The sequence below is a fragment of the Mesorhizobium sp. M0106 genome (genome assembly GCF_040322715.1).
In the GTDB taxonomy this organism is placed as follows: Bacteria; Pseudomonadota; Alphaproteobacteria; order Rhizobiales; family Rhizobiaceae; genus Mesorhizobium.
In genome coordinates, this window is record NZ_JAMYUA010000010.1 from 1 (window position 1) to 25,820 (window position 25,820).

General features: G+C 64.2%; 26 protein-coding genes. 7 read left to right on the forward strand and 19 right to left on the reverse strand.

The genetic code is table 11. The annotated features are described in order from the left end of the window. Positions 1-211 precede the first annotated feature (211 nt). On the reverse strand, positions 212-748 hold the full coding sequence (locus NKJ55_RS12300; RefSeq protein ID WP_245274862.1) for a L,D-transpeptidase family protein: 537 nt from the start codon (positions 746-748) through the stop codon (positions 212-214). A gap of 144 nt (positions 749-892) precedes the next feature. Here NKJ55_RS12300 and NKJ55_RS12305 point away from each other — a divergent pair, with 144 nt between their 5' ends. Both NKJ55_RS12305 and NKJ55_RS12310 read left to right on the forward strand, forming a co-directional pair. Beyond that, on the forward strand, positions 893-1,576 hold the full coding sequence (locus tag NKJ55_RS12305) for a response regulator transcription factor (protein ID WP_023680479.1): 684 nt from the start codon (positions 893-895) through the stop codon (positions 1,574-1,576). Positions 1,577-1,701: 125 nt separating this feature from the next. Beyond that, a complete protein-coding gene (locus NKJ55_RS12310) occupies positions 1,702-2,157 on the forward strand; it encodes a Crp/Fnr family transcriptional regulator (RefSeq protein ID WP_023680480.1) in 456 nt (151 codons plus the stop codon). A 40-nt stretch (positions 2,158-2,197) separates the two neighbouring features. Here the strand turns inward: NKJ55_RS12310 and NKJ55_RS12315 are convergent, their stop codons facing one another. The 6 genes from NKJ55_RS12315 to NKJ55_RS12340 all read right to left on the reverse strand — a co-directional run bounded on the left by NKJ55_RS12315 (position 2,198) and on the right by NKJ55_RS12340 (position 8,924). Further along, the gene (locus tag NKJ55_RS12315) at positions 2,198-3,091 is read right to left on the reverse strand and encodes a sugar phosphate isomerase/epimerase family protein (RefSeq protein WP_352450136.1); all 894 of its coding nucleotides are present in this window, start codon (positions 3,089-3,091) and stop codon (positions 2,198-2,200) included. A 110-nt stretch (positions 3,092-3,201) separates the two neighbouring features. Further along, positions 3,202-4,140, reverse strand: a complete 939-nt coding sequence (locus NKJ55_RS12320) for an ABC transporter substrate-binding protein (protein ID WP_352450137.1) — start codon at positions 4,138-4,140, stop codon at positions 3,202-3,204. 86 nt (positions 4,141-4,226) lie between these two features. After that, positions 4,227-5,204 carry an ABC transporter permease subunit gene (locus NKJ55_RS12325; protein ID WP_502904480.1) on the reverse strand — a complete coding sequence of 326 codons (978 nt, stop codon included), beginning with the start codon at positions 5,202-5,204 and terminating at the stop codon, positions 4,227-4,229. 20 nt (positions 5,205-5,224) lie between these two features. Further along, positions 5,225-6,769, reverse strand: coding sequence for a sugar ABC transporter ATP-binding protein (locus tag NKJ55_RS12330; RefSeq protein WP_352450139.1), 1,545 nt, complete (start codon positions 6,767-6,769; stop codon positions 5,225-5,227). Then, positions 6,766-8,145, reverse strand: a complete 1,380-nt coding sequence (locus NKJ55_RS12335) for an FGGY-family carbohydrate kinase (RefSeq protein WP_352450140.1) — start codon at positions 8,143-8,145, stop codon at positions 6,766-6,768. The genes NKJ55_RS12330 and NKJ55_RS12335 overlap by 4 nt, the downstream gene beginning before the upstream one ends. Further along, entirely contained in the window at positions 8,142-8,924 is a 783-nt protein-coding gene (locus tag NKJ55_RS12340) for a DeoR/GlpR family DNA-binding transcription regulator (protein WP_023680486.1), read from the reverse strand. Before NKJ55_RS12340 ends, NKJ55_RS12335 begins: the two co-directional genes overlap by 4 nt. A gap of 228 nt (positions 8,925-9,152) precedes the next feature. Here NKJ55_RS12340 and NKJ55_RS12345 point away from each other — a divergent pair, with 228 nt between their 5' ends. From NKJ55_RS12345 to NKJ55_RS12355, 3 genes are read left to right on the forward strand one after another with little or no spacing between them, the layout of a single operon-like run. Further along, complete coding sequence (locus tag NKJ55_RS12345; protein WP_352450142.1) at positions 9,153-10,196, forward strand: class II aldolase/adducin family protein; 1,044 nt, start codon at positions 9,153-9,155, stop codon at positions 10,194-10,196. Position 10,197: 1 nt separating this feature from the next. After that, on the forward strand, positions 10,198-11,484 hold the full coding sequence (locus NKJ55_RS12350) for an FGGY-family carbohydrate kinase (RefSeq protein WP_352450143.1): 1,287 nt from the start codon (positions 10,198-10,200) through the stop codon (positions 11,482-11,484). Then, positions 11,481-12,332 (forward strand): TIGR01459 family HAD-type hydrolase, encoded by an 852-nt coding sequence (locus NKJ55_RS12355; protein WP_352450144.1) that lies wholly within the window; start codon positions 11,481-11,483, stop codon positions 12,330-12,332. The genes NKJ55_RS12350 and NKJ55_RS12355 overlap by 4 nt, the downstream gene beginning before the upstream one ends. Before the next feature lie 10 nt (positions 12,333-12,342). On the opposite strand, the gene NKJ55_RS12360 is transcribed toward NKJ55_RS12355, so the two are convergent. The 6 genes from NKJ55_RS12360 to tesB form a co-directional block, all read right to left on the reverse strand. Beyond that, positions 12,343-13,149 carry an exodeoxyribonuclease III gene (locus NKJ55_RS12360; RefSeq protein ID WP_352450145.1) on the reverse strand — a complete coding sequence of 269 codons (807 nt, stop codon included), beginning with the start codon at positions 13,147-13,149 and terminating at the stop codon, positions 12,343-12,345. Between the two features lie 321 nt (positions 13,150-13,470). Beyond that, positions 13,471-14,154, reverse strand: a complete 684-nt coding sequence (locus NKJ55_RS12365; RefSeq protein ID WP_352450147.1) for an outer membrane lipoprotein carrier protein LolA — start codon at positions 14,152-14,154, stop codon at positions 13,471-13,473. Positions 14,155-14,288: 134 nt separating this feature from the next. Then, on the reverse strand, positions 14,289-16,946 hold the full coding sequence (locus NKJ55_RS12370; protein WP_352450148.1) for an FtsK/SpoIIIE family DNA translocase: 2,658 nt from the start codon (positions 16,944-16,946) through the stop codon (positions 14,289-14,291). A gap of 341 nt (positions 16,947-17,287) precedes the next feature. Continuing rightward, positions 17,288-18,601 carry an ammonium transporter gene (locus NKJ55_RS12375; RefSeq protein WP_352450268.1) on the reverse strand — a complete coding sequence of 438 codons (1,314 nt, stop codon included), beginning with the start codon at positions 18,599-18,601 and terminating at the stop codon, positions 17,288-17,290. 49 nt (positions 18,602-18,650) lie between these two features. Beyond that, entirely contained in the window at positions 18,651-18,989 is a 339-nt protein-coding gene (locus NKJ55_RS12380) for a P-II family nitrogen regulator (protein WP_023679755.1), read from the reverse strand. Positions 18,990-19,208: 219 nt separating this feature from the next. After that, on the reverse strand, positions 19,209-20,084 hold the full coding sequence (gene tesB / locus NKJ55_RS12385; RefSeq protein WP_352450149.1) for an acyl-CoA thioesterase II: 876 nt from the start codon (positions 20,082-20,084) through the stop codon (positions 19,209-19,211). Between the two features lie 101 nt (positions 20,085-20,185). Between tesB and NKJ55_RS12390 the strand changes: the two genes are divergently transcribed. Next, entirely contained in the window at positions 20,186-21,430 is a 1,245-nt protein-coding gene (locus NKJ55_RS12390; protein WP_352450150.1) for a ubiquinone biosynthesis hydroxylase, read from the forward strand. Positions 21,431-21,501: 71 nt separating this feature from the next. Here NKJ55_RS12390 and NKJ55_RS12395 read toward each other — a convergent pair whose 3' ends face one another. The 3 genes from NKJ55_RS12395 to NKJ55_RS12405 all read right to left on the reverse strand — a co-directional run bounded on the left by NKJ55_RS12395 (position 21,502) and on the right by NKJ55_RS12405 (position 22,771). Further along, entirely contained in the window at positions 21,502-22,029 is a 528-nt protein-coding gene (locus NKJ55_RS12395; protein ID WP_352450151.1) for a hypothetical protein, read from the reverse strand. Positions 22,030-22,172: 143 nt separating this feature from the next. Beyond that, a complete protein-coding gene (locus NKJ55_RS12400; protein WP_352450152.1) occupies positions 22,173-22,529 on the reverse strand; it encodes a YciI family protein in 357 nt (118 codons plus the stop codon). Between the two features lie 2 nt (positions 22,530-22,531). Then, entirely contained in the window at positions 22,532-22,771 is a 240-nt protein-coding gene (locus NKJ55_RS12405; RefSeq protein WP_352450153.1) for a hypothetical protein, read from the reverse strand. A gap of 221 nt (positions 22,772-22,992) precedes the next feature. Between NKJ55_RS12405 and NKJ55_RS12410 the strand changes: the two genes are divergently transcribed. Then, a complete protein-coding gene (locus NKJ55_RS12410) occupies positions 22,993-23,418 on the forward strand; it encodes an OsmC family protein (RefSeq protein ID WP_031212702.1) in 426 nt (141 codons plus the stop codon). 295 nt (positions 23,419-23,713) lie between these two features. Here NKJ55_RS12410 and NKJ55_RS12415 read toward each other — a convergent pair whose 3' ends face one another. From NKJ55_RS12415 to NKJ55_RS12425, 3 genes are all read right to left on the reverse strand, one after another. Continuing rightward, on the reverse strand, positions 23,714-24,352 hold the full coding sequence (locus tag NKJ55_RS12415; RefSeq protein ID WP_352450154.1) for a YceH family protein: 639 nt from the start codon (positions 24,350-24,352) through the stop codon (positions 23,714-23,716). Between the two features lie 249 nt (positions 24,353-24,601). After that, complete coding sequence (locus NKJ55_RS12420) at positions 24,602-25,381, reverse strand: succinate dehydrogenase iron-sulfur subunit (RefSeq protein WP_292663232.1); 780 nt, start codon at positions 25,379-25,381, stop codon at positions 24,602-24,604. Continuing rightward, entirely contained in the window at positions 25,381-25,818 is a 438-nt protein-coding gene (locus tag NKJ55_RS12425; protein ID WP_352450155.1) for a DUF3052 family protein, read from the reverse strand. The genes NKJ55_RS12420 and NKJ55_RS12425 overlap by 1 nt, the downstream gene beginning before the upstream one ends. Positions 25,819-25,820: the final 2 nt, after the last annotated feature.

Genomic DNA, 25,820 nt, shown 5'->3' on the forward strand with positions numbered 1-25,820 from the left:
CCCCTCCTCAGCGCCACTCGCCCCCTCGGTCCCGAGCAGCCGGCTTGCGGGGGCCCCCTCGGGGGGCGTCGGGCTGTAGGGGAGTAGGGGAGTAGGAAAGCTAAGCGGCGCGCCCGCCCCTGTCTCTACTCTTACTGCCCTATTCCCCTACTCCCCTACTCCCCTACTCCCCTACTCCCCTATTCCCCTACTCCCTTATTCCCCTACTCCCTTACCTTACCACCCTTACCACCGTCCGCTCCGACAGCAGCGGCAGCAGCCGTGCCATGGTGCGGGCCGTTACCGCGACGCAGCCTTGCGTCGGCGTGAAGCCGGGGCGCGCCAGGTGGAAGAAGATGGCGCTGCCGCGCCCGCGCCGGCGCGGCACAATGTTCCAGTCCAGCACCAGGCAGGCGTCATAGAGATCGTCGGTGCGCAGCATCCGCTCATGGCTGGCGCCATAGGGGATTTTGACCGGGCGGTTGTAGTTGCGGTCCCCAGGCACTTCGCACCAGCCGAGGTCGCGGCCGATCGGCGTCATCGCCAGCCGCGTCCGGCGGCCGCCGGCAAAACGGTCGCCGCGAAAATATCCCGACAATATCCGCATCGAGGCAAGCGGCGTGGCGCCATCGCCCTCGCGCTTGCCGGCCGAGATGCCGCCATGCCCCAGCGCACATGGAAACACCAGTTTGCCGGCCTGCAGAAAGCCCTGGCTGGGTTGGCCGGGGCGCGCGCGCACGGTGAGCACGGTGAGCCCTTTAGGCAAAATTGCGCCGACTGCATTGCGATCGTGTTTTTTCTTGTATGATCGTGCCACGGAACAAATCACTGTGAACGGCTGTTGTGCCGGTCAGCTTCCGCATAAACAGGCAGCGGTCAACTGAAATCTCTTTTCAAAACAACGGATTGATCCATGACTTCACGCACCATTCTGATCGTCGACGACGATGACGACCTGCGCGGCACCCTTGTCGAGCAATTGTCGCTTTATGAGGAATTCGATGTCCTGCAGGAAGCGACCGCCGCCAAAGGCGTCGCCACGGCGCGTGGCGGGCTCATCGACCTGCTCATCATGGATGTCGGCCTGCCCGACATGGATGGCCGCGAGGCGGTAAAGATATTGCGCAAGGGCGGCTACAAGGCGCCGATCATCATGCTGACCGGCCATGATACCGATTCCGACACCATCCTTGGCCTCGAGGCCGGCGCCAACGACTATGTGACGAAGCCGTTCCGTTTTGCCGTGCTGCTGGCCCGCATCCGCGCGCAGTTGCGCCAGCACGAACAGAGCGAGGACGCCACTTTCTCGGTCGGCCCCTACACGTTCAAGCCCAGCCAGAAGCTTCTGATCGACCCGCGCGGCGCCAAGGTGCGGCTGACCGAAAAGGAAGCCTCGATCATCAAATATCTCTACCGTGCCGACCAGAAGGTGGTGACCCGCGACGTGCTGCTGGAGGAAGTCTGGGGCTACAATTCCGGCGTCACCACGCATACGCTCGAAACTCACGTCTACCGGCTGCGCCAGAAGATCGAGCGCGATCCTTCCAACGCGGAAATTCTCGTGACAGAAAGCGGCGGCTACAAGCTGGTTCCTTAAACATTTCATTATTCAAATAAGCGATCCGGGCGGGGCGCTTTTCGGGTACGGTCCTGAGGCTGGAGGTGGTTTTGGATCGGCCTCGTAGGGGAGGAGTCGGACTAACGGTTCGGGGACATAGCTAGATGGCGCTGGATGACGACATCCGCATCCTGTCCACCGTGAGGCTCTTCGAGGGCTTTACGCAGGAACAGCTGCGTCTGCTCGCCTTCGGCGCCGAAACCACCATGTTGAAAGCCGACCACAAGCTTTACCGCGAGGACGACGAGGCCGATTCAGCCTACATCGTCGTCAGCGGCCGCATCGTGCTCTACCGCGAGCACGACGGCGAGCGCATCCCGATCGGCACCGCCGGCCCCGGCACCATACTCAGCGAACTGGCGCTGATCGCCGACACCAACCGGCTGACCAGCGCCTCCGCCGAAATCGATTCGGAAGTGCTGCGGCTCAGCCGCAAGATGTTCCGCCGCATCCTCGAGGAATACCCGGAACTGGCGGTTCATTTGCACCAGCGCATTTTGGAGGATTTCCAGGCGATGATCCGCCGCATCGAGGAACTTGGGCCGCGTTTTGCCGGCTAATGTAGCGCCTTTGGCCTAGCCAGATTGGAACTGCGAGGGCTCAGGGCCGGTGCATTGCGGAAACAAGCTCGGCCTTGCGCCGTGCCGTCTCCAGTCCCAGCGCAATGAAGCGGCGCGCATGTTTGGCCAGCTCCATATTGTCGGTCCACAGATTGCGCCAGATCGCGGTTTTCCGCGACAGGTTCTCGTCGACGATTTCCGAGGAGAAGGACTCGAAGCTGAGGTTGTCGCTGTAGCCGATGGCGGTCAGCGCATCGAATATCGCGGCAAAATCGATATTGCCGGTGCCGAGGAAACCGCGATGGCTCTCGCCGATATGGACATAGCCGATCTTCCCGACCGCATTGCGAATGGCCAAGCCGACATCGGCCTCCTCGATGTTCATGTGGAAGCTGTCGAGATGCAGGAAGATATTGTCGGAGCCACTGTCCGCGATGAAGGCCATGCCTTGCGCGGCGGTGTTGAGCAGATTGCTTTCGAAGCGGTTGACGATTTCGAGGTTGAGGGTGACGCCGGCTGATTTTGCCGTGTCCGCCACCTTGGCCAGCGTGCCGGCGCTGCGGTCCCACTGGTCACGCGTCGGCGCCTCGCTCTGCAAGCCGTGGCTGGTGCTGAGGATGCCGGCAACCTTCTGGCCGCCGAGATCGCGGGTCAGCGCGATCGTACGTTCCAGGATTTCGACGCCGTGCGCGGCAATCGTTTTGTCGGCGCTCGAAATATCGCCGTCGGCCGGCAGTCCAATGCTGATCGCAACGCCGAGGCCGAGATCGGCGATCCGCTTGGCCAAGCCGTCAATGTCGACATTGGCGGGGTCGAGATAGGAGAATTCGATCAGGTCGAAGCCGGCTTCCCTGGTGTTGGCCAGCGTCCGCTCGAGGTCGCCCTGCGCCGAGCTCGCCGACCAGACGAATGAGTGGATTCCGATGCGCGACATGATCGTCTCCGGTTATTTCCAGCTGACCCAAGTCCAAAGCGGTTTTGGCAATCCAATGCTCGGACAAAAAGGTGCGGGCGGTGATACCCGCCGCCCCCCGCGCGGGAGGCTTAGCGAGCTGCGGTCCAGCCCTTGTAATCCTTCAAATTGTCGGCCGTAATCAGCTTCGGGTCGAGCAGTACCGTCGGCTCGGCCGGCTTCTTGCCGGCAAGCAGGTCAGCCGCCATCGTCAGCGACTGGCCGGCCATCACATAGGGATCCTGCGAGGCCGAGGCCTTGATCATCGACGCGCCGGAGGCGAGTTCCTTCTCGATATCGGGCGCGCCGTCGACCGCGGTGAAGATGAACTCCGAGCGGTTGAGCTGCTTGGCCGCAAGCTGGGCGCCGATCGCCGTCGGATCGTTGATGGCGAAGACCGCGTCGATCTTGTCGAAACGCGTCAGCAGCGACTGGAACACTTTCAGGCCGCCGTCACGCGAGCCTTCGGCGTTCTGGTCGTCGGAAAGGATCTTGATGTCGGGGTGCTTTGCCAGCACGTCCTTGCAGCCCTTGACCCGCTCCAGGATCGACGACGAGGCCGGGCCATTGAGGATGACATAGTCGCCCTTGCCGCCGGTATGATCGACCAGATACTGGCACGCCTCTTCGCCGGCCTTGACGTTGTTGGTCATCACGGTGACGTCGGCGCCCGGCGCCGAAACGTCGAAAGCGGCAACGACGATGCCGGCCGCCTGCGCCTTCTTCACCGCCGGCGCGATCGCCTTGGCATCGACTGCGTTGAGCATGATGACGTCGACACCGGCAGCGATGAAGGAATCGACCTGCGATACCTGCTTGTTGAGATCGTAGTCGGCCGATACCGAGGTCACCTGCACATTCGGGTTGATCTTCTTGGCCGCGTCCTCGATGCCCTTGATGGTGGCGACGAAGAACGGGTTGCCGAGCAGTCCGACCGAGATGCCGACCTTGTTCAGATCCTTTGCCGATGCCGGCGCGATGACGGCGGCCGCAAGGGCGACGCCGCAGAGCAGTTTAGCGATGGTCTTCATTGTTTTGTTTTCCTCCTGATGCCCCGCGCCTCTCACGGTGCGTTACACATGAAACCGGCTCGTTGGATGCCGGCGACTAAGGGCCATCACGTTCTTGCTCCTGCCTGGAGCCGGTAACGGTCGAGGGCGACCGCCACGATGATGACCAATCCCTTGATGATGTACTGCCAGATGTCCGAAACACCGGCGAGGATGAGCCCGTTGGACAGCACGGCGATGATCAGGCCGCCGATCAGCGTGCCCCAGATCGAGCCGACACCGCCGACGAAACTGGTGCCGCCGAGGATGACTGCGGCAATGGCGTCGAGTTCGTAGGACTGGCCGAGCTGAAGCCCGTTGGCGGCATAGAGCCGGGCCGCCGACATGGCGCCGCCAAGGCCGGCCAGAAGGCCGGAAACGCCGTAGACGAAGAGCAGCACCAGCGGCACCTTGATGCCGGTCAGCCTGGCGGCCTCGGCGTTGCCGCCGACGGCGTAGATCCAGGTGCCGAGCACGGTGCGCTTGAGCACCAGCCAGGACAGGACGACGACCGCCAGCGCGATGATTACCAGCCACGGAATGCCGAACAGCGAACCGTTGCCGATGAAGTCGAACGGCAGGTCCGCGTTGAACACCGTCGTGTCCTGGCCGAGCAGGCGGGCGACGCCGCGCACGGCGGTCAGCGATCCCAGCGTGACGATGAAGGGCGGCAGCTTGATATAGGCGATCAGCAGCCCGTTGATGACGCCGAAACCGAGCCCGACGAGAATGGCCGCAGGCACGCCCAGCAGTCCCCAATCGGGCACCAGCGACACCATCACCGCCACCATCGCCGAGACGGCAAGGATCGAGCCGACGGACAGGTCGATGCCGCCGGTCAGGATGACGAAGGTCATGCCGGCGGCCAGCACGATGTTGATCGACGATTGCTGCATGACGATCAGCAGATTGGTCTGGGTGAAAAAGCGCGGATTGATGAACTGGAAGCCGACCGCCAGCAGGATCAGGATCGGCAGCATGCCGAGTGCGGCGATGGCGGTACGCCATCTCGTGCTCCTGCCGACCGCCCGGTCGTCCGCTTTCATCGTGTCGGCCACCTTGTCGGTCATCGCTGAGCCGCTCCCGTTGCAAGTTCCATGATCGCTTCCTGCCGCAGCGGCTCGCCCTCCGACGCCGTCACCTCGCCGGCAATGGTGCCGTCGCGCATCACCAGCACGCGGTCGGCGATGCCGATCACCTCCGGCAGTTCGCTGGAGATCATCAGGATGGCGATGCCTTTCTTGGCCAGATTGTCGATCAGCCGATAGATTTCCGACTTCGCCCCGACATCGACGCCGCGGGTCGGCTCATCGAGGATGACGACCTGCGGCTCGGTTTCCAGCAGGCGGGCGAGCAGCACCTTCTGCTGGTTGCCGCCCGACAGCGAGCCGGCATTGGCCTGCACCGAGCTGGTGCGGATGGAGAGGTCTGACACCGCCTTGGCAGCGCGCTTTTCGGCAGCCGTGAAGTCGCGCAAACCGCCGGCCTTCGCGTCCTTTGCCAGCACGCCCATGCTGATATTGTCGGAGATCGACATGTCGAGAAACAGGCCAAGTTGCTTGCGGTCCTCGGTCAGGTAGGCGATGCCGGCATCGAGCGCCTCGCTCGGCGAACCGATGGATATCGGTTTGCCGCCGAGCTCCAGCGTGCCTGATGTGTGCCTGTCGGCGCCGAAGATCAGCCGTGCCAGTTCGGTGCGGCCCGAGCCGACCAGGCCGGCCAGTGCCAGCACCTCGCCCTTGTGGAGGTCGAAGGAACAATTCTTTATGAGATTGCCGTCCGACATGCCGCGCACCGACAGCGCGATGGCGCGCTTGCTGTCCGGCGGACGGTGATCCTTCTTGTAGAACGTCGACAGATCGCGCCCGACCATCATCGATACCAGGCGCGAGGCGTTCAGGTCGGCGCGGTCGAGCGTGCCGACATAGCCGCTGTCGCGTAGCACGCTGACGCGGTCGGCGAGCTGGTAGACCTCTTCCATGCGGTGGCTGATGTAGATGATGGCGATGCCTTGCAACTTCAGCGTCGCGATCACCTCGAACAGCCGGTCGGTCTCACGCGAGGTCAGCGACGTGGTCGGCTCGTCCATGACGATGATGCGCGCATTGGTCGACAGTGCGCGGGCGATTTCCACCAGCTGTCGCTCGCCGAGCGACAGGCTTGCGACCGGAGTGCGCGCCGAGAAGGTCACGCCGAGCCGCGCGATGATCTCGCTGGCGCGCCGATTGCACTGCTCGCGGTCGACAACGCCGAACCGTCGCGGCTCGTTGCCGAGAAAAATGTTCTGCGCTACCGACAGATTAGGCGCCAGCGACAGCTCCTGATAGATGACCGCAATGCCGGCGGCGCGCGCCTTGATCGGGTCGCCAGTCGCGGCCGGCACGCCGTCGATCAGGATTTCGCCGCCGGGGTCCGGCCGGTAGGCGCCGGACAGCACCTTCATCAGCGTCGACTTGCCGGCACCGTTTTCGCCCATCAGCGCGTGCAGCTCGCAGGCGTGAACGGTCAGCGACACATCGTGCAAGGCGCGGATCGCACCGAACGTCTTGGAGATGTGGCGCATCTCCAGCACCGGCTGGCGCACCGTCTCGATCCGGGCGGCGGCGCTCATCGCGCACCTCCTGCAGCTGCGCTGGCCACAGCCCGGTCGGCGGCAAGGCCGCGCCAGTCGTTGCGATAGCCGGCAAGGCCGCTGAAACTTGCCGCATGCACCGCCTCCGGCGCTTCGGTGGCAAACTCGCGTCCGACGCTTTCGAAGGCAAGTGCGGCAGCACCGGTGGCGCTGCCCTCCAGCGTTGCGCCCTGCAGGAAAGCCTGCCCGGGCCGCAACTGCGCCAGCAACGCGGCAAGCAGCCCGCCATTGTTCAGGCCGCCGTCGACGATCACTGTGTTGTCCGAATGGATCAGCTCGAGGCACAGATCGACCATCAGCGCGACATAGAGCAGCGCCATGGCCGCGCGTTCCTCGGCATTGGGCGTACGCCCGACCAGTTCGCCGCGGCGGTGCGGCATCGGGCCGCCGGGCGCGAAGCTCGGCAGCGCCATAATGCCGGCGTCGATCACCCGTTGTATCGATGACGGCGCGATTGCGCCCTGCCAGCCGGCGCTGATCGTGGCGAATTCGCGCCCGCCCATGAAGCGGACGGTTGGCACCGGGCCGCCATCGACATCGACATTGACCAGCATGTCGCGCTCGCCGTCGAGTGCGTCGAGCGGGCAGTCCGGATTGAGCACGACCACCCAGGTGCCGGTCGAGACCACGGTCACCGGCCCGAGCTGCTGCCGGCGGTAGGCATGGAGCGCGGCATTGCTGTCGTGGACGCCATTATGGATGGCGACTGGCTTCGCGGCCTGGCCGAAGCGCTGCTCGCCGATCACCGCGCCGGCACGCTCGAAGGCGGGCATCTGGCCGCGCCAGCCCTCGGCATCGACCAGCGAGCTGAAATCGCGTTTGCGCGGCGCCCATAAATGCGAGTGGCAGCCAAGATACGACACTTCCGATACCGGCCGGCCGCCAAACCGCCAGCTCCAATATTGGGGGTAGCCGAGGATCGATTTCGCTGTGGCGAAGGCACCGGGCTCCACCTGCTTCAGCCACAACATGTGGCGGCCGTAGTTGAAGCCAAGCGGCAGGCGCGGCGAAAAGGTCTCGGCAAAATCCGGAATGCGGCGGTCGATCTGCGTGGCGATTTCAGCTGGCGGTTCCTGCTCGTAATCGAGGATCGGATGCGTCAGCACGGCTTCGTCGACCAACGCGAAGGTGCAGCCATGGCCGGATACCATCAGCCCTTCCACGCCATGCATGTCGACTGCATTATCGATGGCGCGAGCCGCCCAGTCGTGCAGCGCTGGCTCGTTGAGCACGCTGAAGCCGCCTTTGCGGATCCAGCTCGGCTGGCTGCGGCGCTCGTCGAGGATCTGTCCGTCCTGGCCGAAGACGAACAGCTTCGAATTGGTCTTGCCGAAATCGAGGGCGGCGATGTTCACTGGGCGCCTCCCGAGGAAGCCGCGATCCGCACCATGACGCCGGCATCTTCGAGCATGCGGGCATCTGTCTCGGACAGGCCGTCATCGGTGACCAGCGTGCCGATCCGCGACAGCGGCAGTGCCACATTGCGCGCGTGGATCGACAATTTTCGGCTGTCGGCCAGCACGACGATCTGGTCGGCGCAGAGGCTGAGCTCGACGATCGAGCGGACCAGCAGCGGGTGCGATTCCAGAAGGCCTTCCTGGCCGATGCCTTGCGCGCCGAGAAAGAACTTCGAGGCGTAGAACGGCACCGTCTGCGTCAGCGAATGGATGATGCCCGGCTCGCGGTGCAGTTCGCCGCCGGCGACGGTGAGGCTGCAATGGCCGTGGTCGCTGAGATAGGCCGCGAGCGGCATCGAGTTGGTGTAGAGCCGGATGTTGCGGTCGGCGAGCTTGACGCCGAGATGGAAGCAGGTCGAACCGCCATGCACGATGACCGCGTCGCCGTCGCGCACCATGGTGGCGGCGAGAGCGGCGATCTGCCGCTTGGCCTCGACGGCGAGGTCGCGGTTCTCGTCATAGGGCCTGGCATAGGCGACGCCGGCTTGCGAAGCGCCATCGAGCGCCGAGATGCCGCCATAGACCTTGCGCGCTTCGCCGGCCTCGTCGATCTTGTCGATGTCGCGCCGCACCGTCGCCGCCGATACGCCAAGCCGCTCCTGCAGCTCGCGCACCGATGCGAAAGGCCGGTCCCGCAAAAGCTCGACAATCTGACGCTGGCGGCCGGAGTCGCTCAACCCTTACCTCCCAATGCGCTTGCCTCCCAAGCATTTTGCACGGCATTGCCGTTTTGCATGGCAATTGGTGCAACTTACTCAACGGCCCTCGGATTGCAAGCCTGATTTGACGCGATAACATCACTGTTGACGTAACTTACTCGCATCTGCGATACCAGCATGGGTCTTCGTCCCGGCACCGGGACGTCCAAAGCCGTGGCCGCGCGGCCGGTTTGTGGAGGAATTTCGATGACGATCAGTGCGGATGCGCAGGAACTGGCAGCGCTGCGGTCGCTTTCGGCCGCCATCGGCAGCGACCCGCATCTGACCCAGGCCGCCGGCGGCAACACCTCGCTGAAAGCCGGCGACACGCTCTGGATCAAGGCCTCCGGCACCTGGCTGAAGGACGCGCTCATCGCGGACATCATGGTGCCGGTCGGCATCCCGCCATTGCTCGACGCCATCGAACGGCGCGACCCGGCCGCCGAACAGCCGCAGGCCTTCACTGTCGGCGCCCTCAACGCGCGCGGCTTGCGCCCGTCGATCGAGACCACCGTGCATGCGCTGATGCCGCAGCGCATCGTTCTGCATGTTCACTGCGTCGAGACCATTTCGCTGGCCGTGCAGGCCGACTGCGAGGCCGAGGCCGCCAGGCGGCTCGACGGCCATCAATGGGCGTATGTTCCCTATCGCCGGCCGGGACTGCCGCTCGCGCAGGGTATCGCCGAGCGCCTTCGGCCAGGCGTGGATATCCTGATCCTCGGCAATCACGGCCTGGTCGTTGCAGCCGAGACCGTCGCCGCGGCCGACATGCTGCTGCGGCGCGTGACACGACTGTTGGCGCGGCCGCCGCGCCGGGTGGCGGAACCGGACATCGCGGCATTGACGGCGCGCGCCGGCGACAGCGACTACAGATTGCCGGCGGACGTTGAGGCGCATGCGGTGGCGATCGACCCCGAAAGCTGCCGCATGGCTTCGGGTGGCAGCCTCTACCCCGACCACGTCATCTTTCTCGGCGAAGGCTCGGTCGTGGCGAGACCGGACGAGGGTGTGAAGCGCGTCATCGAGCGCTGCGGCGCCGCACCCGTGGCGATCCTGTTTCCTGGACTCGGCGTGTTGATGCGCGGCGACGCCGGCGCCGGTGCCGACGCCATGCAGCGCTGCCTTTCCGACGTGACAGCGCGGATCGATGTCTCGGCGAAGCTGAATTATCTGACAGCGGCGGAGAATGACGAGCTGATCAACTGGGACGCCGAAAAATATCGCCAGAAACTCAATGCCGGAGGCAGCTGACATGCCGCGTTCGTCTGGTCCGCTTGCCATCGGCATCGACATCGGCACATCCGGCGCGCGCGCCGTCGCCATGCGTCCGGACTTTTCCATTGCGGCGCATTCCGCTATTGCCCTCGAGCGATTTGGGCCGAACGGCCGCGACCCCGCCATATGGTGGGAGGCGGTCGGCGCGACGTTGGCGGAACTGCTCAAATGTATCGATCGCGCGGCAGTGCGCTCGATCGCCGTCGACGGTACGTCGGGCACGCTGCTGCCGGTCGACGGCGCCGGGCGGCCGCTGGCCGAACCGCTGATGTACAACGACAAGGTCGCTGACGACACTATTCTGACAGCAATAGCCGGCGCGGCACCGGCAACGAGCGCTGCACTTGGGGCGACCTCCGGTCTCGCCAAGGCGCTGTCTTTCCAGCACCTGCCCGGCGTCGCCACTGTGCTGCACCAGGCAGACTGGATCGCCGGACAGTTTTCCGGCCGCTTCGATGTCAGCGACGAGAACAACGCCCTGAAGACCGGCTACGACGTCGAGGCCCGGCACTGGCCGGACTGGATCGCGGCGACCGGCGTGCGCATGGAATTCCTGCCCCGCGTCGTGCGGCCGGGCGATGTCACGGACACGCTCACCGCCAGCGCTGCGAAAATGTTCGGCCTGGCGCGCGACGTGGTTATCGTTGCCGGCACGACGGATGGCTGCGCCTCATTCCTGGCGACCGGTGCGAGTGCCGCGGGCGACGGCGTTACCGCGCTCGGCTCGTCGCTGACCATCAAGATCCTCTCCGACCGGCCGATCTCGGCGCCGCAATTCGGCATCTACAGCCATCGGCTGGGTGACACCTACCTGGCGGGCGGCGCCTCGAACTCCGGCGGCAAGGTGCTGGCCCAGCATTTCCCCGTCGCCCGCATTGTCGAACTCAGCAAAAAAATCGACCCGGCGACGAAGACCGGCCTCGATTATTACCCGCTGCCGGCGCCGGGCGAACGCTTCCCCATAGCCGATCCGGCGCTGCCGCCGCGCCTCGAGCCGCGGCCCGCCGACGACGCCGACTATCTGAAAGCGATGTTCGAGGGTATTGCGGCGATCGAAGCGCTCGGCTATCGCCGGCTTGCCGAACTCGGCGCCCCCCGGCTGACATCGGTCAGGAGCGTCGGCGGCGGTGCGGCCAATCCGGCCTGGACAGCGATCCGGCAGCGCAAGCTTGGCGTCGCTCTGGTGCCGGCTCTTTCGGAGGAGGCCGCTGCCGGCACGGCGCGGCTGGCGCTGATGGGCGCAAGCGCAGCGGGGCTTTTATGACGGCCAAGGCAATTCAACACCTCGACGGCATCGCCGCGCTGACCGACCGCTATCAGGTGTTCCTGCTCGACCAATTTGGTGTGCTGCACGACGGCACCAGCGCCTATCCAGGTGCTGTCGAAGCGTTGTCGGCACTCAAGCGCGCCGGCAAGACCATCGTACTGATCTCGAATTCCGGCAAGCGGGCGCAACCCAATGAGCGCCGCCTGCTGAAGCTCGGCTTCGAACCGGGAAGCTGGGATCACTTTGTCTCCTCCGGCGAGGTGGCGTGGCGCTCCTTCCACCAAATGGCAGCATCCGGAGCCCTGCGCCCGCAGACAAAATGCCTGCTGATCCGCCGCGACAATGACCGTTCGGCTGTCGACGGCCTGCCCTTCGTCCTGGCCAAGAACGGCGACGATGCCGAACTGGTGCTGATTTCCGCCAGCGAGGGCGATCGCTACGACCTCGACCATTATCGCCGGCTTCTTGGTCCGGCGGCGGCGCGGCGCGTGCCATGCTTCTGCACCAATCCCGACAAGATCATGCTGACTGCCGTCGGCCCTCGCTTCGGCGCCGGCCGGCTCGCCGATCTCTATGAGAGCCTCGGCGGCAGCGTGGCGCGCATTGGCAAGCCCAATCCGCAGATATTCGAGGCAGCGCTGGCACTGGCGGGCCATCCGGAGCGCGAAAGCGTGATCTGCGTCGGCGACAGCGTCGAGCACGACATCGCCGGCGGCAACGGCGTCGGCGTCGCGACGACGCTGGTCCTGTCGGGCATATTGGCGGGGGCGCCTGACCTGGAGGACGTTTTCGCCACGCTGAACGCCCGTCCCGACTACATTGCGGATAGCTTCAGGTTTCGCTGAGTTGTTAAAGCTAATCCAGGTTGAAACGCCCGATCACCGGCACATGGTCCGAGGGCCGTTCCCAGCCGCGCGCCGGCCGCAGGATTTCATAGCCGGCAAAATGCGGCACCAGGTTTGGCGACGACCAGACATGGTCGAGGCGGCGGCCGCGATTTGAGGCCTGCCAATCCTGGGCGCGATAGCTCCACCAGGTGTAGAGTTTCTCCTCGTAAGGCACATTGAGCCGCATCAGGTCGATCCAGTCGCCGGCGAGCCGCATTGCCTCGAAGTTTTCCGTCTCGACCGGCGTATGGCTGACGACATTGAGGAGCTGCTTGTGCGACCAGACATCGTGCTCGAGCGGCGCGATGTTGAGGTCGCCGACCAGGATCGAGCCGGAGTGCTCGTCATGCTCGGCGCGGACGGCGTTCATCTCGGCAACGAAATCGAGCTTGTGCTTGAACTTGCGGTTGACGGCCGGGTCGGGCTCGTCGCCGCCGGCCGGAACGTAGAAATTGTGCAGCAGGATCGTTTTGCCGCCGGCGTTGACGGTGACCGACAGATGCCGGCTGTCGTCGATCTCGCAGAAGCGGCGCTTTTCGACCACCTCGATCGGCCGCCGCGCTATGGTGGCAACGCCGTGATAGCCCTTCTGGCCATGGAAGGCGATGTGCTCGTAGCCGAGCTTGCGGAACGCCTTCTCCGGAAACAATTCGTCCGGAACCTTGGTTTCCTGCAGGCAGAGCACGTCCGGCGCCTGCTCGACCAGCAGGCGTTCGACGATCGGCATACGCAGCCGGACGGAGTTGATGTTCCAGGTAGCGACTGAAAACGGCATGTGGGTTCCGGACAACGCGAGATCCGCCGGATGGGTCTGGCGGAAGTCAATCGCGGAAACTACTGCCAGCCGCGCACCGCAAAGACAAGCCGGCGCTTGGCCGAGCCTGTCATGGTCGAGTCCGGTGCTGCCCCTCATCCGTCTGCCGACACCTTCTCCCCGTATAGTGACGGGGAGAAGGGGCTGGCCGCACGCTTGGTGCTCTTTTTGCAATGCGAAAAATTGGCGAAACCGACGATGAGAGCGCCCCTCTCCCCGTCACTATACGGGGAGAGGATGCCGGCAGGCAGGTGAGGGGCGGCGCTGACGCCCGAAGAGAATTTACCGCGTCTTGGTGTTCAGCTCGCGGTTCGCCGTATAGTCGATGGCGAAAGTGTCGGGGGCGAAGCTGACGCCCTCCTTGGTGTTGAAGATCATCACCGTCGTGTCCTTGCCTTGCGCATCGGTGATGGTCCACTGCCGCAATTCATAGGATTTCGGATCGAACATCATGGTGATCTTCGAATTGCCGAACACCGATTTGTCGGCAAGCTGGATGGTGGTGAGATCGTCCTCTTCCTTGACGCTTCTGACGCGCCCGCCCGACAGATCGATCTTGTCGTCGAGCAGCAGCTTCAGCGGCGTCTTCGACAGCGGGTAGAGGTCGGAGGTCCGCAGCTTCTTGTTGAGGATGACCACCGACTTGCCGTCGGAAATCACCCTGAAATTCGAGGCGCCGTCATAATTGAAGCGTATCTTGCCCGGTCGTTCCAGAAAGAACTTGCCGCCGGTCTGCTCGCCCTTGGGCCCGAACTGCACAAACTCGCCGCTCATCGATTTGACCGAGGAGAAATGATCGGCGATCTTCTGCGCCGTCGCCGGAACCGCTGCTTGCGCCGACGCCAGCAGCTGGAAGCCGGGCACGACATTGGCGGCCGCCGCACCGGCCAGGACCAGGCCGAGGCCGAGCACCTGCCGGCGGGTTGGGGCGAAATCCCTGCTTTGGGCGAGAGTTGCGTTTTTCATGCCGGTCACCATCATCTGATTGCTTGCTCGTTATATTGGTCTGGCCCCCCGGTTGGGCTTAAGTTTGGCGGACCGCACGGCGCCCGTCCGTTGCAACGCGCCAAAAGGTTCAAAGTTGCCGGCGCGGATGCGCTCTAGAACTTGTCGTCCTCCGTCGGCACCAGGATTTCGCGTTTTCCGGCATGATTGGCCGGGCCGACAATGCCTTCCTTCTCCATCTTCTCGATGATCGAGGCGGCGCGGTTGTAGCCGATGCCGAGCCGGCGCTGGATGTAGCTGGTCGAGGCCTTGCCGTCCCGCAGCACCACCGCAACCGCCTGGTCGTAGGGATCGTCGGAATCCTCGAAATTGCCGCCGTCGCCGCCGCCACTGCCTTTGCCCGACGGCTCATCGTCATCCTTGTCGTCGTCCTCGGTGATGGCGTCGAGATATTCCGGCACGCCCTGCAATTTCAGGTGCGCGACGATCTTCTCCACCTCGTCGTCGGAGACGAAGGGACCGTGCACGCGCTGGATGCGGCCGCCGCCGGCCATGTAGAGCATGTCGCCCATGCCGAGCAGCTGTTCGGCGCCCTGTTCGCCCAGGATGGTGCGGCTGTCGATCTTCGATGTCACCTGGAAGGAGATGCGGGTCGGGAAATTCGCCTTGATGGTGCCGGTGATGACGTCGACCGACGGCCGCTGCGTCGCCATGATGACATGGATGCCGGCGGCGCGCGCCATCTGCGCCAGGCGCTGCACCGCGCCTTCGATGTCCTTGCCGGCGACCATCATCAAATCGGCCATCTCGTCGATGATGACGACGATGTAGGGCATCGGCTCGAGGTCGAGGTTCTCCGTCTCGTAGATCGCCTCGCCGGTTTGGCGGTCGAAGCCGGTCTGCACGGTGCGCGAGATCCTTTCGCCCTTTTTCTCGGCCTGCTGCACGCGCGCGTTGAAGCCGTCGATGTTGCGGACGCCGACCTTGGACATCTTGCGGTAGCGGTCCTCCATCTCCCGCACGGTCCATTTCAGCGCCACCACCGCCTTCTTCGGATCGGTGACGACCGGCGTCAGAAGATGCGGAATGCCGTCATAGACCGAGAGCTCCAGCATCTTTGGATCGATCATGATCAGCCGGCAGTCCTGCGGCGTCAGCCGGTAGAGCAGCGACAGGATCATGGTGTTGATGGCGACGGACTTGCCCGAGCCGGTGGTGCCGGCGACCAGCACGTGCGGCATTTTGGCGATGTCGACGATCACCGCCTCGCCATTGATGGTCTTGCCCAGCGCCAGCGCCAGCTTGGCCTTGGTGGTTTCGAAATCGCGGCTGGCCATGATCTCGCGCAAATAGACCGTCTCGCGCCTGGCGTTCGGCAATTCGATGCCGATCGCGTTGCGGCCGGGCACCACGGCGACACGGCAGGCGATGGCGCTCATCGAGCGGGCGATGTCGTCGGACAGGCCGATGACCCGCGACGATTTGATGCCGGGCGCCGGTTCCAGCTCGTAAAGCGTGACGACCGGACCCGGACGGACATGGATGATTTCGCCCTTGACGCCGAAATCCTCCAGCACGCCCTCGAGCAGGCGGGCGTTCTGCTCCAGCGCGTCCTTGGACAGGCTGGCGTCGCGCACCACGTTCTTTGGTTCCGACAGGAAGTGCAGCGACGGCATCTCGAATTTTTCCGAGCCGATCAGCGAAGTCTGCGCCTCGCGCTGGACGCGGGCGCCGGGGGCCGGCCGCGGCGCCGGCGCCTCGACGCGTGTCGCCGCGTCGGAACGGAAGTTCTGCACCTTGGCCGTCGGCGCGGCGCGGCGCTGGCCGGCCGGCTCGGGCGCGAAATCCATGTCGTCGTCATTGTCGTCGTTATCGAAGACGTCGGCATCGTCAGGGTCGATCGAGGCACTGCGGTCGTTGACCATGGCGGCGAAGAATTCCGGCTCGACGCGGGCGCGCCCGCCCGGGCTCATCCGCGCCTCGGCGAACTCGGCCGATTCGACCCGTTCGGCCGCCCGCCGCCAGGCGCTGGGGCGCGGTTCCATCTCCGGCTCGAAATCGTCGCGCTCGCGCCGGCGCGCGGCGCGGCGGCGCAGATAGGCCCGCAGCGACAGCCACCAGTGGGTGATGGCGCCAAGCGCCAATATGCCTTCGTCGCCCTCGTCCTCTTCATTGTCGAAAAGCAGGTCGTCCTGCGGATCGGGCACTGCAGGCTGTTCGAGGACGGCAAAGCCGTTCTTGCGCGAAATCAGCGCCGAGCCATACAAGAATACCCACAGCGCCGGCGCTGCCAGGAGCACGGCGAGTACGCTGGCGACGAGGCCGGTCGGATAGCCGCCGATGACCAGGCCCGGGATATTGAGCACCATGTCGCCGAAGACGCCGCCGAGGCCGGTCGGCAGCGGCCAGGTCTTGGGCGGCACCACGCAGCCGGCAATTGCCGCGCCAAGCAGCGAAAACCCGAACCAGGCCAACGCCCGTTTCGGCAGCCGGTCGACGCCGCGCGCGGTAAACAGCAGAAATCCCCAGATCACCGCCGGCACCAGCGCCGCAACGGCGGCAAGTCCGAAGAACTGCATGGCAATGTCGGAAAAGACGGCGCCGGCATAACCCATTGCATTGGTGACGATGTTGTCGGTGGCGTGCGAAAAGCTCGGATCGGCGACGTTCCAGGTGGCAAGGGCGGCGACGCCGAAACCAACCAGAGCAAACAGCCCGGCACCGACCAGCCGCCCGACCTGGCGCCTCGCGAACGACCGCATGCCGTGCTCCGTATCGGCCAGCGCAAGCGGTGCTGAAGCCCCTGAACGCATGCTCTTCCTCGTCTGTCGTTGCCCGGCCGGGCGCGGACGCGCAACACGGCAGATTCGGCTGTCAGACTAGCGGCGGGAAGGTTAAGGGCGCATTAACCATGGGCATTCTGCGTCACCGGAACGGGCGACCGCCACCACAGTTCGGAGCCGCTGCGGCCGCTGTTGCACGCCGCCGGCGGATCGAGCACCTTGGTCAAGCGATTGTGATCGAGCCATAACGGCCGCCTACGCACAAAAAAGAGGCCCGGAAATCTTCCGGGCCTCAAGGCGTGAGCCCTTTCGGGAGCATCACGACGGGATCTTCCCGGCACCGGCAAAACGCCGGTGCCAGCCAATAAACCTCACGGCACCACTTCGCCGTGCTGGCTGATGTCGAGGCCTTCGACCTCTTCCTGGGTCGAAGGACGCAGGCCGACCAGCGCCTTGACGATATAGAGGATCACGAAGCTCGCGATCGCCGTCCACAGGATGGTGAAGACGATACCGTAGAGCTGCTTGCCGACAGAGGCACCCGAGCCAAGGCTGTTGATCGCCGGATCGGCGAGCACGCCGGTCAGCAATGCACCGATGATGCCGCCGATGCCGTGCACGCCGAATGCATCGAGCGAGTCGTCATAGCCGAACGCGTGCTTGAGCTTGACGGCCGAGACGTAGCAGAGCACGCCGGCGACGATGCCGACGATGAAGGCGCCGGTCGGATTGACGAAACCGGAAGCCGGCGTCACCGCGACCAGGCCGGCGACGGCGCCCGAGATGATGCCAAGCACGCTCGGCTTCTTGGCGACGATCCATTCGGCGAACATCCAGGCGAGCGCCGCAGCGGCAGCGGCAACCTGGGTGTTCAGCATCGCGGCACCGGCAAGGCCGTCGGCGGCCAGTTCCGAGCCGGCGTTGAAGCCGAACCAGCCGACCCACAGCAGCGAAGCGCCGATGACGGAGTAGACGAGGTTGTGCGGCGCCATGTTGGTGGTGCCGTAGCCTTCACGTTTGCCGAGAACCAGCGCGCAGACCAGGCCGGCAACACCGGCATTGATGTGAACGACCGTGCCGCCGGCGAAATCGAGAACGCCGGCTGTGCCGAGGAAGCCGCCGCCCCACACCCAGTGCGCGATCGGGGCGTAGACCACCAGCAGCCACTCGCCCATGAAGATGAGCAGCGCCGAGAACTTCATGCGTTCGGCGAAGGCGCCGGCAATCAGCGCCGGCGTGATGATGGCGAAGGTCATCTGGAACATCGAGAAGACGAACTCAGGAATGTTCGCCACGCCCGGCAGCCACAGCGAGGAGGTGGTGATGCCGTTGTGGAAGAACTTCGAGAAGCCGCCGAGATAGGCATTCATGCCGCCGCCATCCGAGAAGGCCAGCGAGTAGCCGAACATGAACCACAGCACCGTCACCAGGCAGGTGATGGCAAAGCTCTGCATGATGGTGGCGAGCACGTTCTTTTTGCGCACCATGCCGCCATAAAACAGCGCCAGGCCCGGTACGGTCATCATCAGCACCAGCGCCGTCGAGGTCAGCATCCAGGCTGTGTTGCCGGTGTCGAGCGCGGGCGCAGGGGCAGCCGGTGCCGCTTCCTGCGCGAACGCAGCAACCGTGCCCAGCGCAGCGAGAGCGAGCGAACCTAAAACGGCCGCGCGTCCCGTTATCTTCAAGGTGGAAGGAATATTCATTGAACTCTCCATTGGAATACGTATCCGCAGCTCAAAGCGCGTCGGTGTCTGTTTCGCCGGTGCGAATGCGCACCGCCTGGTCGATGCCGAAAACGAAGATCTTGCCGTCGCCGATCTGGCCGGTCTTGGCCGCCGCGGTGATGGCTTCGACGGCCTTGTCGACCATGTCGACAGCGACCGCGACTTCGATCTTGATCTTCGGCAGGAAGCTGACCGCGTATTCCGCCCCGCGATAGATTTCCGTGTGCCCCTTCTGACGTCCGTAGCCTTTTACTTCGGTGACGGTCAGGCCCTGGATGCCGACTGCGGTGAGCGCCTCGCGCACCTCGTCGAGCTTGAACGGCTTTATGATTGCCATCACGATCTTCATAAGGTTTCACCCTTTGCTGTTGCGGGTCCCCGCGTTTGCACGACTTCGCCGATCCCCATGAGAGCCGGAGAGTGCCCGCTAGGATTCAAGCTCCGTGCCAATTGCCGAAGCAGGGTGTTAAGCTGTTGTTAAACAACGAAATCGAGAAGGTCTGGCAGCTGCCTGTTCACAGGCGCGGCAGTGCATATGCTTAAAAAGTAGGCAAATTTCGAAAAATGCCTACTCCGCAGGCGGCCGCTTCAGCCGGATGAGTCCTTCTTGGGCAACCGAGGCGATCAGGGTGCCGTCGCGGGCAAACAGCGAGCCGCGGGTAAAGCCACGCGATCCTTGCGTCGACGGGCTGTCTTGCGTGTACAGCATCCAGTCGTCGAGCGGATGGCTGCGGTGGAACCACATGGCGTGGTCGAGGCTGGCTGCCTGGATATCACGATCGAAAATGGCGCGGCCATGGGCAAAGGTCGAGGTGTCGAGCAGCGTCATATCCGAGAGGTAAGCGAGCGCGGCCGCCTGCGTGGCGCGGTCGGCCGGCACCGGGCCGGTGGTGCGGATCCAGATGTTCTGCTTCGGCTCGAGCTTTTCCCGGCTGGTATAATGCTTCAGCATCACCGGCTTCATCTCGATCGGCCGGTCGCGCTCCCAATAGCGCTTGATGCCGTCGGGCACGGCTTCGCCGAACTTGCCCAGCAATTCGCGCTGCGACAGCAACGTGTCAGGCGCCGGCACGTCCTGCGGCATCGGCACCTGATGTTCCAGGCCGACCTCATCCTGCTGGAACGAGGCTTCCAGCGAAAAGATCGCCTGGCCGTGCTGGATCGCCACGACGCGGCGCGTGGTGAAGGAGCCGCCGTCACGGATGCGGTCGACCTCGTAGATGATAGGCACCTTGGTGTCGCCCGGCCGCATGAAATAGCCATGCAGCGAATGCACGTGGCGCTCGGGCTCGACCGATCGCTGCGCGGCGACCAGCGCCTGGGCGATGGTCTGGCCGCCGAAGATGCGCTGCCAATCGAGCTTGGGGCTGCGACCACGATACAGGTTGTGTTCCAGCTGCTCGAGGTCGAGAATACCGAGAAGCTCGTCCATGGCTGCCGTCATCTTGACCTCGCCGCAAAATTACCATGGCGGTTTCCGACAGGAACAGCGGGCAGTCAAGGGCGGAATGCCCGGCGACAGTCAGGCTGCGAAAGGAATTGCCCATGGTCGACAGCAAGAATTCGCTCGACGTTCTGGTCGCCGGCGCCGGTTATATCGGCTTGGCCGCCGCCGTGTCGCTGAAGCAGGCGCGGCCGAGCCTCGCCGTCGCCGTCGTCGATGCCGCGCCGGCCGGCGTCTGGCAGAAGGACGGCCGCGCCTCGGCGATTGCCGCCGCCGCGTGCCGCATGCTCGACCAGCTCGGCGTCTGGAACGAGATCGCGCCGGAGGCGCAGGCAATCACCGAAATGATTGTCACCGATTCGCGCACATCCGATCCGGTCCGCCCGGTGTTCCTCACCTTCGACGGCGAGGTCGCGCCCGGCGAACCCTTTGCGCATATGGTCGCCAACAAGGATTTGAACGGCGCCTTGCGCCGGCGCGCCGAACAACTCGGCATCGGCATCATCGAAGGCGTCGCCGTCAGCGCCTTCGACATCAACGGCGCCGGCATAACGGTGCATCTTGCCGACGGCGCGACGCTGAAGGCGCGGCTGCTGGTTGCCGCCGACGGCGTCAACTCGAAGCTGCGCGACATGGCCGGCATCAAGACGGTAAAATGGGAGTATGGCCAGTCCGGCATCGTCTGCACGGTGGCGCACGAGCGGCCGCACAACGGCCGCGCCGAAGAGCATTTCCTGCCCGCAGGCCCGTTTGCCATGCTGCCGCTCAAGCCGGGCAAGGACGGCACCAACCGCTCGTCGATCGTCTGGGTCGAACGGTCGCAGGATGCCGAGAAACTGGTCAGTGGCGACGCGCTGGTCCTGGAATATGAGCTCGAGCAGCGCTTTGGCCTGAAACTCGGCGAAATTCATATCGCCGACAAGCCGCGTGCCTGGCCGCTAGGGCTGATCATTGCGCGCGCCTTCGTCGCGCCGCGCATCGCCTTGGCCGGCGACGCCGCCCACGGCATCCACCCGATCGCCGGCCAGGGTCTCAATCTCGGCTTCAAGGACGTGGCGGCGCTGGCCGAAGTGGTGGTCGAGGCCGACCGGCTCGGCCAGGACATCGGCGCGCTCGACGTGCTTGAGCGCTACCAGCAATGGCGGCGTTTCGACACGGTGCAGATGGGCATCACCACCGATGTGCTGAACCGGATGTTTTCCAACGATTTCGGCCCGCTGCGCACTTTGCGCGACATCGGCCTCGGCCTCGTCGAGCGCATGCCCCGGCTGAAGGGGTTTTTCATCCGCCAGGCGTCGGGTCTGTCCGGCGACACGCCGAAACTGTTGAAGGGCGAGGCGATCTAAACAGGCCCTGAAGCGATCAGGCGTCTCGGCTTAATCGCCATGCGGTCTGCCAAATTTCCGTGTCAGGGAACTTAGTTCACCTCGAAGCCCAGCTTCTGGCGCAGCCGCAGCATGCGCTGGTCGGGAATCTGCAGGTTTTGTCCGCCGGCTTCCGCCGTACGGCTGACCATCCGCAGCAGATCGCTCCTTTCGGCCGCGTCGAGCCGTTCGCGCAGGAACGGTGCCAGCTTGTCGATGACGACCGTGGCGTCGTCGATTTGCGATGCCGCCCATTTGGCGTAGATCACCGCTTCATCGGTCTGTTTTTTGTCGGCAATCTCCGAGATCACCGATCGAATGGCAGCTTCGCGTTGCGGCAGCACAGGACCATGTTCGGAAACGATGGCGGTGATCAGCGTCGCGGCGGCGACGACCGGATCGTCGATCGCCGTCAGCGGCGAGAGCGCCGCCTGCTTGCGCAGTTTCTTGCGGCGGACGTTGCCCTGCACGCGGCCAACGACGTCGGCAACCTCACGCGCCGCGTCGTTCATGGTCTTCAGCCGGTACCACCAGAACGCCGCTGCCCCCAGCAGGCCGATTGCTGCAATCAATATATGCATGCCCCGAAATCCCCCGATCTCGGCGACCATAGGAGAAGTATTGCTTCGCTTCAACACGCAAAAGTTGCGTCCGATGAGGAAAACGAAAGCCCGCGCCAGTCGTTGGTCTCCGCCGCTCCGCGGAGGAACCTATCGAGACATCTCTATGACCCGGGCACCTTGTAGATCGCCCGCACCTCGATCGTGCCGATTTCGGCCAGCGGAATCTCGCCCGCGATCTCCAGCGCCTCGTCTAGGCTCTCGGCCTCGATCATGACGAAACCGAGCAACTGCTCCTTGGTTTCGGCGAAGGGGCCGTCGGTGACCAGCCGCTTGCCCTTGCGCCTGCGAACGGTTTTCGACGTTTTCACCGATTGCAGCGCCTGCGCGATGATCAGCATCCCGCGTTGGTCCAATGACCGGTCATGGGCCATCGAATCGGCGTCGAGCTTGGCCAGCCTCTCGGGCGTCATTGCGTAGAGATCTTTTTCTTCACCATAGACCAGGCAAACATACTTCATTTTTATCTCCATTCCTGGCTTGAAGCCGAAGACGAGGCTACGGAAATCTCCGCGGAGCCCTTGCCTGCCGCAGAATCGAGACCGGCCGCAGCATAGTCGAGAAGAGATACCGCAATCCCGATAATGGCAATCGCCGCAAGCAATCGGCCGAAGCCGGAAGGCTGCAGGCGCGACCAGTCGGCTTGTTGTTCACCGGCCCTGTGGCCGGTGCTTGTCCAGTGAGCAGAAAACAGGTTGTTCATGTGGTCCTCCATCCGGCCACCAAGTCCATGGCCGCCCGCAGGACGGCCGGGACAGATGGAAGTCGACATTTTTGCACGCGTATTTTTTTTAATTTTTTTCGCTCGACATGATGTGTCACGCTGCCGCCGATACGAAAGCGTGGGTGGCCTTCGCTCCGGCGCGCGCTATAGTCGACTGGATGCCGATCACGGGCTCAATCACGACAATCAAGGAGGAATTGATGGACCGCACCGCCAACGCCGTTTGGAAAGGCAGTTTCAAGGAAGGCAAAGGCACGCTCGATACACAGAGCGGGACGCTGAAGGGCACGCCCTATTCCGCCAAGATGCGTTTCGAGGACGAGAGCGGCAAATCCGGCACAAATCCGGAAGAGCTGATCGCCGCCGCCCATGCCGGCTGCTACGCCATGCAGCTTTCGCATTTCCTCGCCGAGAACGGCACCCCGGCCGCCGAACTCGACGCCAAGGCCGTGGTAACGCTGGTTCCCGGCACTGGCATCACCGGCAGCGCGATCACCCTGGTCGGCAAGGTACCGGGCATCGATGCCGCCAAGTTCAAGGAATTGGCCGAGAAGGCCAAGGCCGAATGCCCGGTCTCGAAGGCGCTCGGCGCCATCAAGGTATCGCTCGACGCCAGGCTCGGGTGAGAGAGCTTTTATGCCTGATAGATTCCAACTGGTGTTGGAGTCCATCAATTGTTAAAGTCGGCGCCGCCCCTCATTGCCCTGCCGGGCATTTCTCCCCGTAAGTGACGGGGAGAAAGAAGCTGGCCGCCGCGGCGGCACTCTTCTTGCGACGTTGATGATTGACGAAACCGTCGAAGAGCGTCCCTCTCCTCGTCCCTATACGGGGAGAGGTCGCCGGCAGGCGGGGCAGCGCCAGCCAATCGAAAGTAGGCAACGAACACGTTACCTGAGGGGCCGTCCGACGTCTCGAAAATCCTTATCGCCCATCCCCGGACAGCGCGTCGAGACGGGCGCGCAATGCCGCGACCTCTTCCTCGAGGGCCTGCACGCGCGTCTCCAGATCCGACGCCGGCGAGGACGACTGCAGGGGCGCTGCGGCAGCCGGCAGCTGCGGCGGCCCGCTGAGCAGATGGACATAGCGATCCTCGCGCTGGCCGGGACCACGGTCGATCTGCTGCACCAGCGGTGGCCGGCGGCCGATCAGCAGATCGAGATTGCCGCGAAGCTCCTCGATCGACGGCAACCGCGCCAGGCGCTCGCTTCGCGCCAGCAATTCATAGGCCGTCTGCGGGCCGCGCAGCAACAACAGGCCGAGCAGCGCGATCTGCGCCGAGGTCAGGGAAAAGCGCTGTGCCACGACATGCTCATAGCGCTCGACGCGCGACGCGAACACCTGCCTGACGAGGCCCTTCTGCTCGAGCTGGCCAAGCGCCCTTCTGACTTCGCCAACCTCGACCGACAACACCGGCTCGCGCGCCGTTTTCTGGTTGGCCGCCGCATGTGCTGCATTGAGCGTCAGCGGATAGACGTCCGGCGTCAGCTCCTTCTTCTCGATCAGGCAGCCGAGCACGCGGGCTTCGATGGGAGAGAGGATGGGAAGGTCGATATCGGTCATAAGTTTGCTATCCTTTCCAACTCGGCGGGACAGCGCCCCCCTCTGTCCTGCCGGACATCTCCCCCTCTAGTGGGGAGATTGGCTGTCATCACCGCTTCGCCACTTTTCAAGGCTGCAGAAAGGGCGCTGTCCTCCAAGCTGCTAATCTCCCCCTTGAGGGCCCCTTGAGGGGGAGATGTCCGGCAGGACAGAGGGGAGCGCGAAGGATCGCTGCGGACGAGACGATCTCGGCTGCAACCCGCCCGCCGCCTAAACCCGTCGCTCCACCATCATCTTCTTGATCTCGGCGATCGCCTTGGCCGGGTTGAGCCCTTTGGGGCAAGTCTGGGCGCAGTTCATAATGGTGTGGCAGCGATAGAGCCGGAACGGGTCTTCGAGATTGTCGAGCCGCTCGCCCGTCGCCTCGTCCCTGGAATCGATCAGCCAGCGATAGGCCTGCAGCAGCGTCGCCGGGCCGAGATAGCGCTCGCCGTTCCACCAGTAGCTCGGGCAGGAGGTCGAGCAGCAGGCGCACAATATGCACTCGTAGAGCCCGTCGAGCTTTTCGCGGTCCTCATGGCTCTGCAGCCATTCCTTGGCCGGCTCGGGCGACACCGTCTTCAGCCACGGCTCGATCGAGGCGTGCTGGGCGTAGAAATTGGTGAGGTCGGGCACCAGGTCCTTGACCACAGCCATGTGCGGTAGCGGATAGACCTTGATCGCGCCGGAAATGTCGTCGCAGCCCTTGGTGCAGGCCAGCGTGTTCGACCCGTCGATGTTCATGGCGCAGGAGCCGCAAATGCCCTCGCGGCAGGAGCGGCGCAGCGTCAGCGTCGGATCGATCTTGTTCTTGATCCAGAGCAGCGCGTCGAGCACCATCGGCCCGCAATCGTCCATGTCGACGAAATACGTATCCATGCGCGGGTTCTCGTCATCGTCCGGCGACCAGCGGTAGATGCGGTATTCTCGCAGATTGGTCGCGCCCTCCGGCTTCGGCCAGGTTTTTCCGGCCATGATCTTCGAGTTTTTCGGAAGCGTGAGTTCGACCATTACCTCAGGTCCTTTCGGATGACGAGCTTCAGCCCGGACCAGATCTCGTTCACGGCGGCGACCTTGACGTCGACGAGGTCGAGCTTCAGCGCCTCTGTGCGGATAACGTCCTCGGTGACGTCGGTCGGCACTTTCGATGCCTTCTTCGGCCAAGAGACCCAGACCATGCCATCCCGCTTGATCGCTGCTTCGATGTCGCCAAGACGGTCCTCGATCTCGACACGCTGCCGGGTGAAAGCATGCACGGCATCGTATTTGTCATGAACGCCAGAGATCGCCGACCAGTCAGCCAGCCGGTCGACGTGGGCAAACTCGACGGCGTCTGCCAGATCGTCGAGTTCGGGCGGCAAGGCGACGAAGGCGGCAATCATCCCGTCCTTCAGGCCGAGCTTGGCCGGAAGGGGCGTGCCGGAATATCCCGCAACCGCCAGCGCCATGA

Bases quoted from the DNA above. Each gene is read 5' to 3' on its own strand.
- NKJ55_RS12305 (WP_023680479.1), top strand. From the start codon at position 893: ATGACTTCACGCACCATTCTGATCGTCGACGACGATGACGACCTGCGC.
- NKJ55_RS12310 (WP_023680480.1), top strand. From the start codon at position 1,702: ATGGCGCTGGATGACGACATCCGCATCCTGTCCACCGTGAGGCTCTTC.
- NKJ55_RS12315 (WP_352450136.1), bottom strand. From the start codon at position 3,091: ATGTCGCGCATCGGAATCCACTCATTCGTCTGGTCGGCGAGCTCGGCG.
- NKJ55_RS12320 (WP_352450137.1), bottom strand. From the start codon at position 4,140: ATGAAGACCATCGCTAAACTGCTCTGCGGCGTCGCCCTTGCGGCCGCC.
- NKJ55_RS12325 (WP_502904480.1), bottom strand. From the start codon at position 5,204: ATGAAAGCGGACGACCGGGCGGTCGGCAGGAGCACGAGATGGCGTACC.
- NKJ55_RS12330 (WP_352450139.1), bottom strand. From the start codon at position 6,769: ATGAGCGCCGCCGCCCGGATCGAGACGGTGCGCCAGCCGGTGCTGGAG.
- NKJ55_RS12345 (WP_352450142.1), top strand. From the start codon at position 9,153: ATGACGATCAGTGCGGATGCGCAGGAACTGGCAGCGCTGCGGTCGCTT.
- NKJ55_RS12350 (WP_352450143.1), top strand. From the start codon at position 10,198: ATGCCGCGTTCGTCTGGTCCGCTTGCCATCGGCATCGACATCGGCACA.
- NKJ55_RS12355 (WP_352450144.1), top strand. From the start codon at position 11,481: ATGACGGCCAAGGCAATTCAACACCTCGACGGCATCGCCGCGCTGACC.
- NKJ55_RS12360 (WP_352450145.1), bottom strand. From the start codon at position 13,149: ATGCCGTTTTCAGTCGCTACCTGGAACATCAACTCCGTCCGGCTGCGT.
- NKJ55_RS12365 (WP_352450147.1), bottom strand. From the start codon at position 14,154: ATGAAAAACGCAACTCTCGCCCAAAGCAGGGATTTCGCCCCAACCCGC.
- NKJ55_RS12370 (WP_352450148.1), bottom strand. From the start codon at position 16,946: ATGCGTTCAGGGGCTTCAGCACCGCTTGCGCTGGCCGATACGGAGCAC.
- NKJ55_RS12380 (WP_023679755.1), bottom strand. From the start codon at position 18,989: ATGAAGATCGTGATGGCAATCATAAAGCCGTTCAAGCTCGACGAGGTG.
- tesB (WP_352450149.1), bottom strand. From the start codon at position 20,084: ATGACGGCAGCCATGGACGAGCTTCTCGGTATTCTCGACCTCGAGCAG.
- NKJ55_RS12390 (WP_352450150.1), top strand. From the start codon at position 20,186: ATGGTCGACAGCAAGAATTCGCTCGACGTTCTGGTCGCCGGCGCCGGT.
- NKJ55_RS12395 (WP_352450151.1), bottom strand. From the start codon at position 22,029: ATGCATATATTGATTGCAGCAATCGGCCTGCTGGGGGCAGCGGCGTTC.
- NKJ55_RS12400 (WP_352450152.1), bottom strand. From the start codon at position 22,529: ATGAAGTATGTTTGCCTGGTCTATGGTGAAGAAAAAGATCTCTACGCA.
- NKJ55_RS12405 (WP_352450153.1), bottom strand. From the start codon at position 22,771: ATGAACAACCTGTTTTCTGCTCACTGGACAAGCACCGGCCACAGGGCC.
- NKJ55_RS12410 (WP_031212702.1), top strand. From the start codon at position 22,993: ATGGACCGCACCGCCAACGCCGTTTGGAAAGGCAGTTTCAAGGAAGGC.
- NKJ55_RS12415 (WP_352450154.1), bottom strand. From the start codon at position 24,352: ATGACCGATATCGACCTTCCCATCCTCTCTCCCATCGAAGCCCGCGTG.
- NKJ55_RS12420 (WP_292663232.1), bottom strand. From the start codon at position 25,381: ATGGTCGAACTCACGCTTCCGAAAAACTCGAAGATCATGGCCGGAAAA.
- NKJ55_RS12425 (WP_352450155.1), bottom strand. From the start codon at position 25,818: ATGGCGCTGGCGGTTGCGGGATATTCCGGCACGCCCCTTCCGGCCAAG.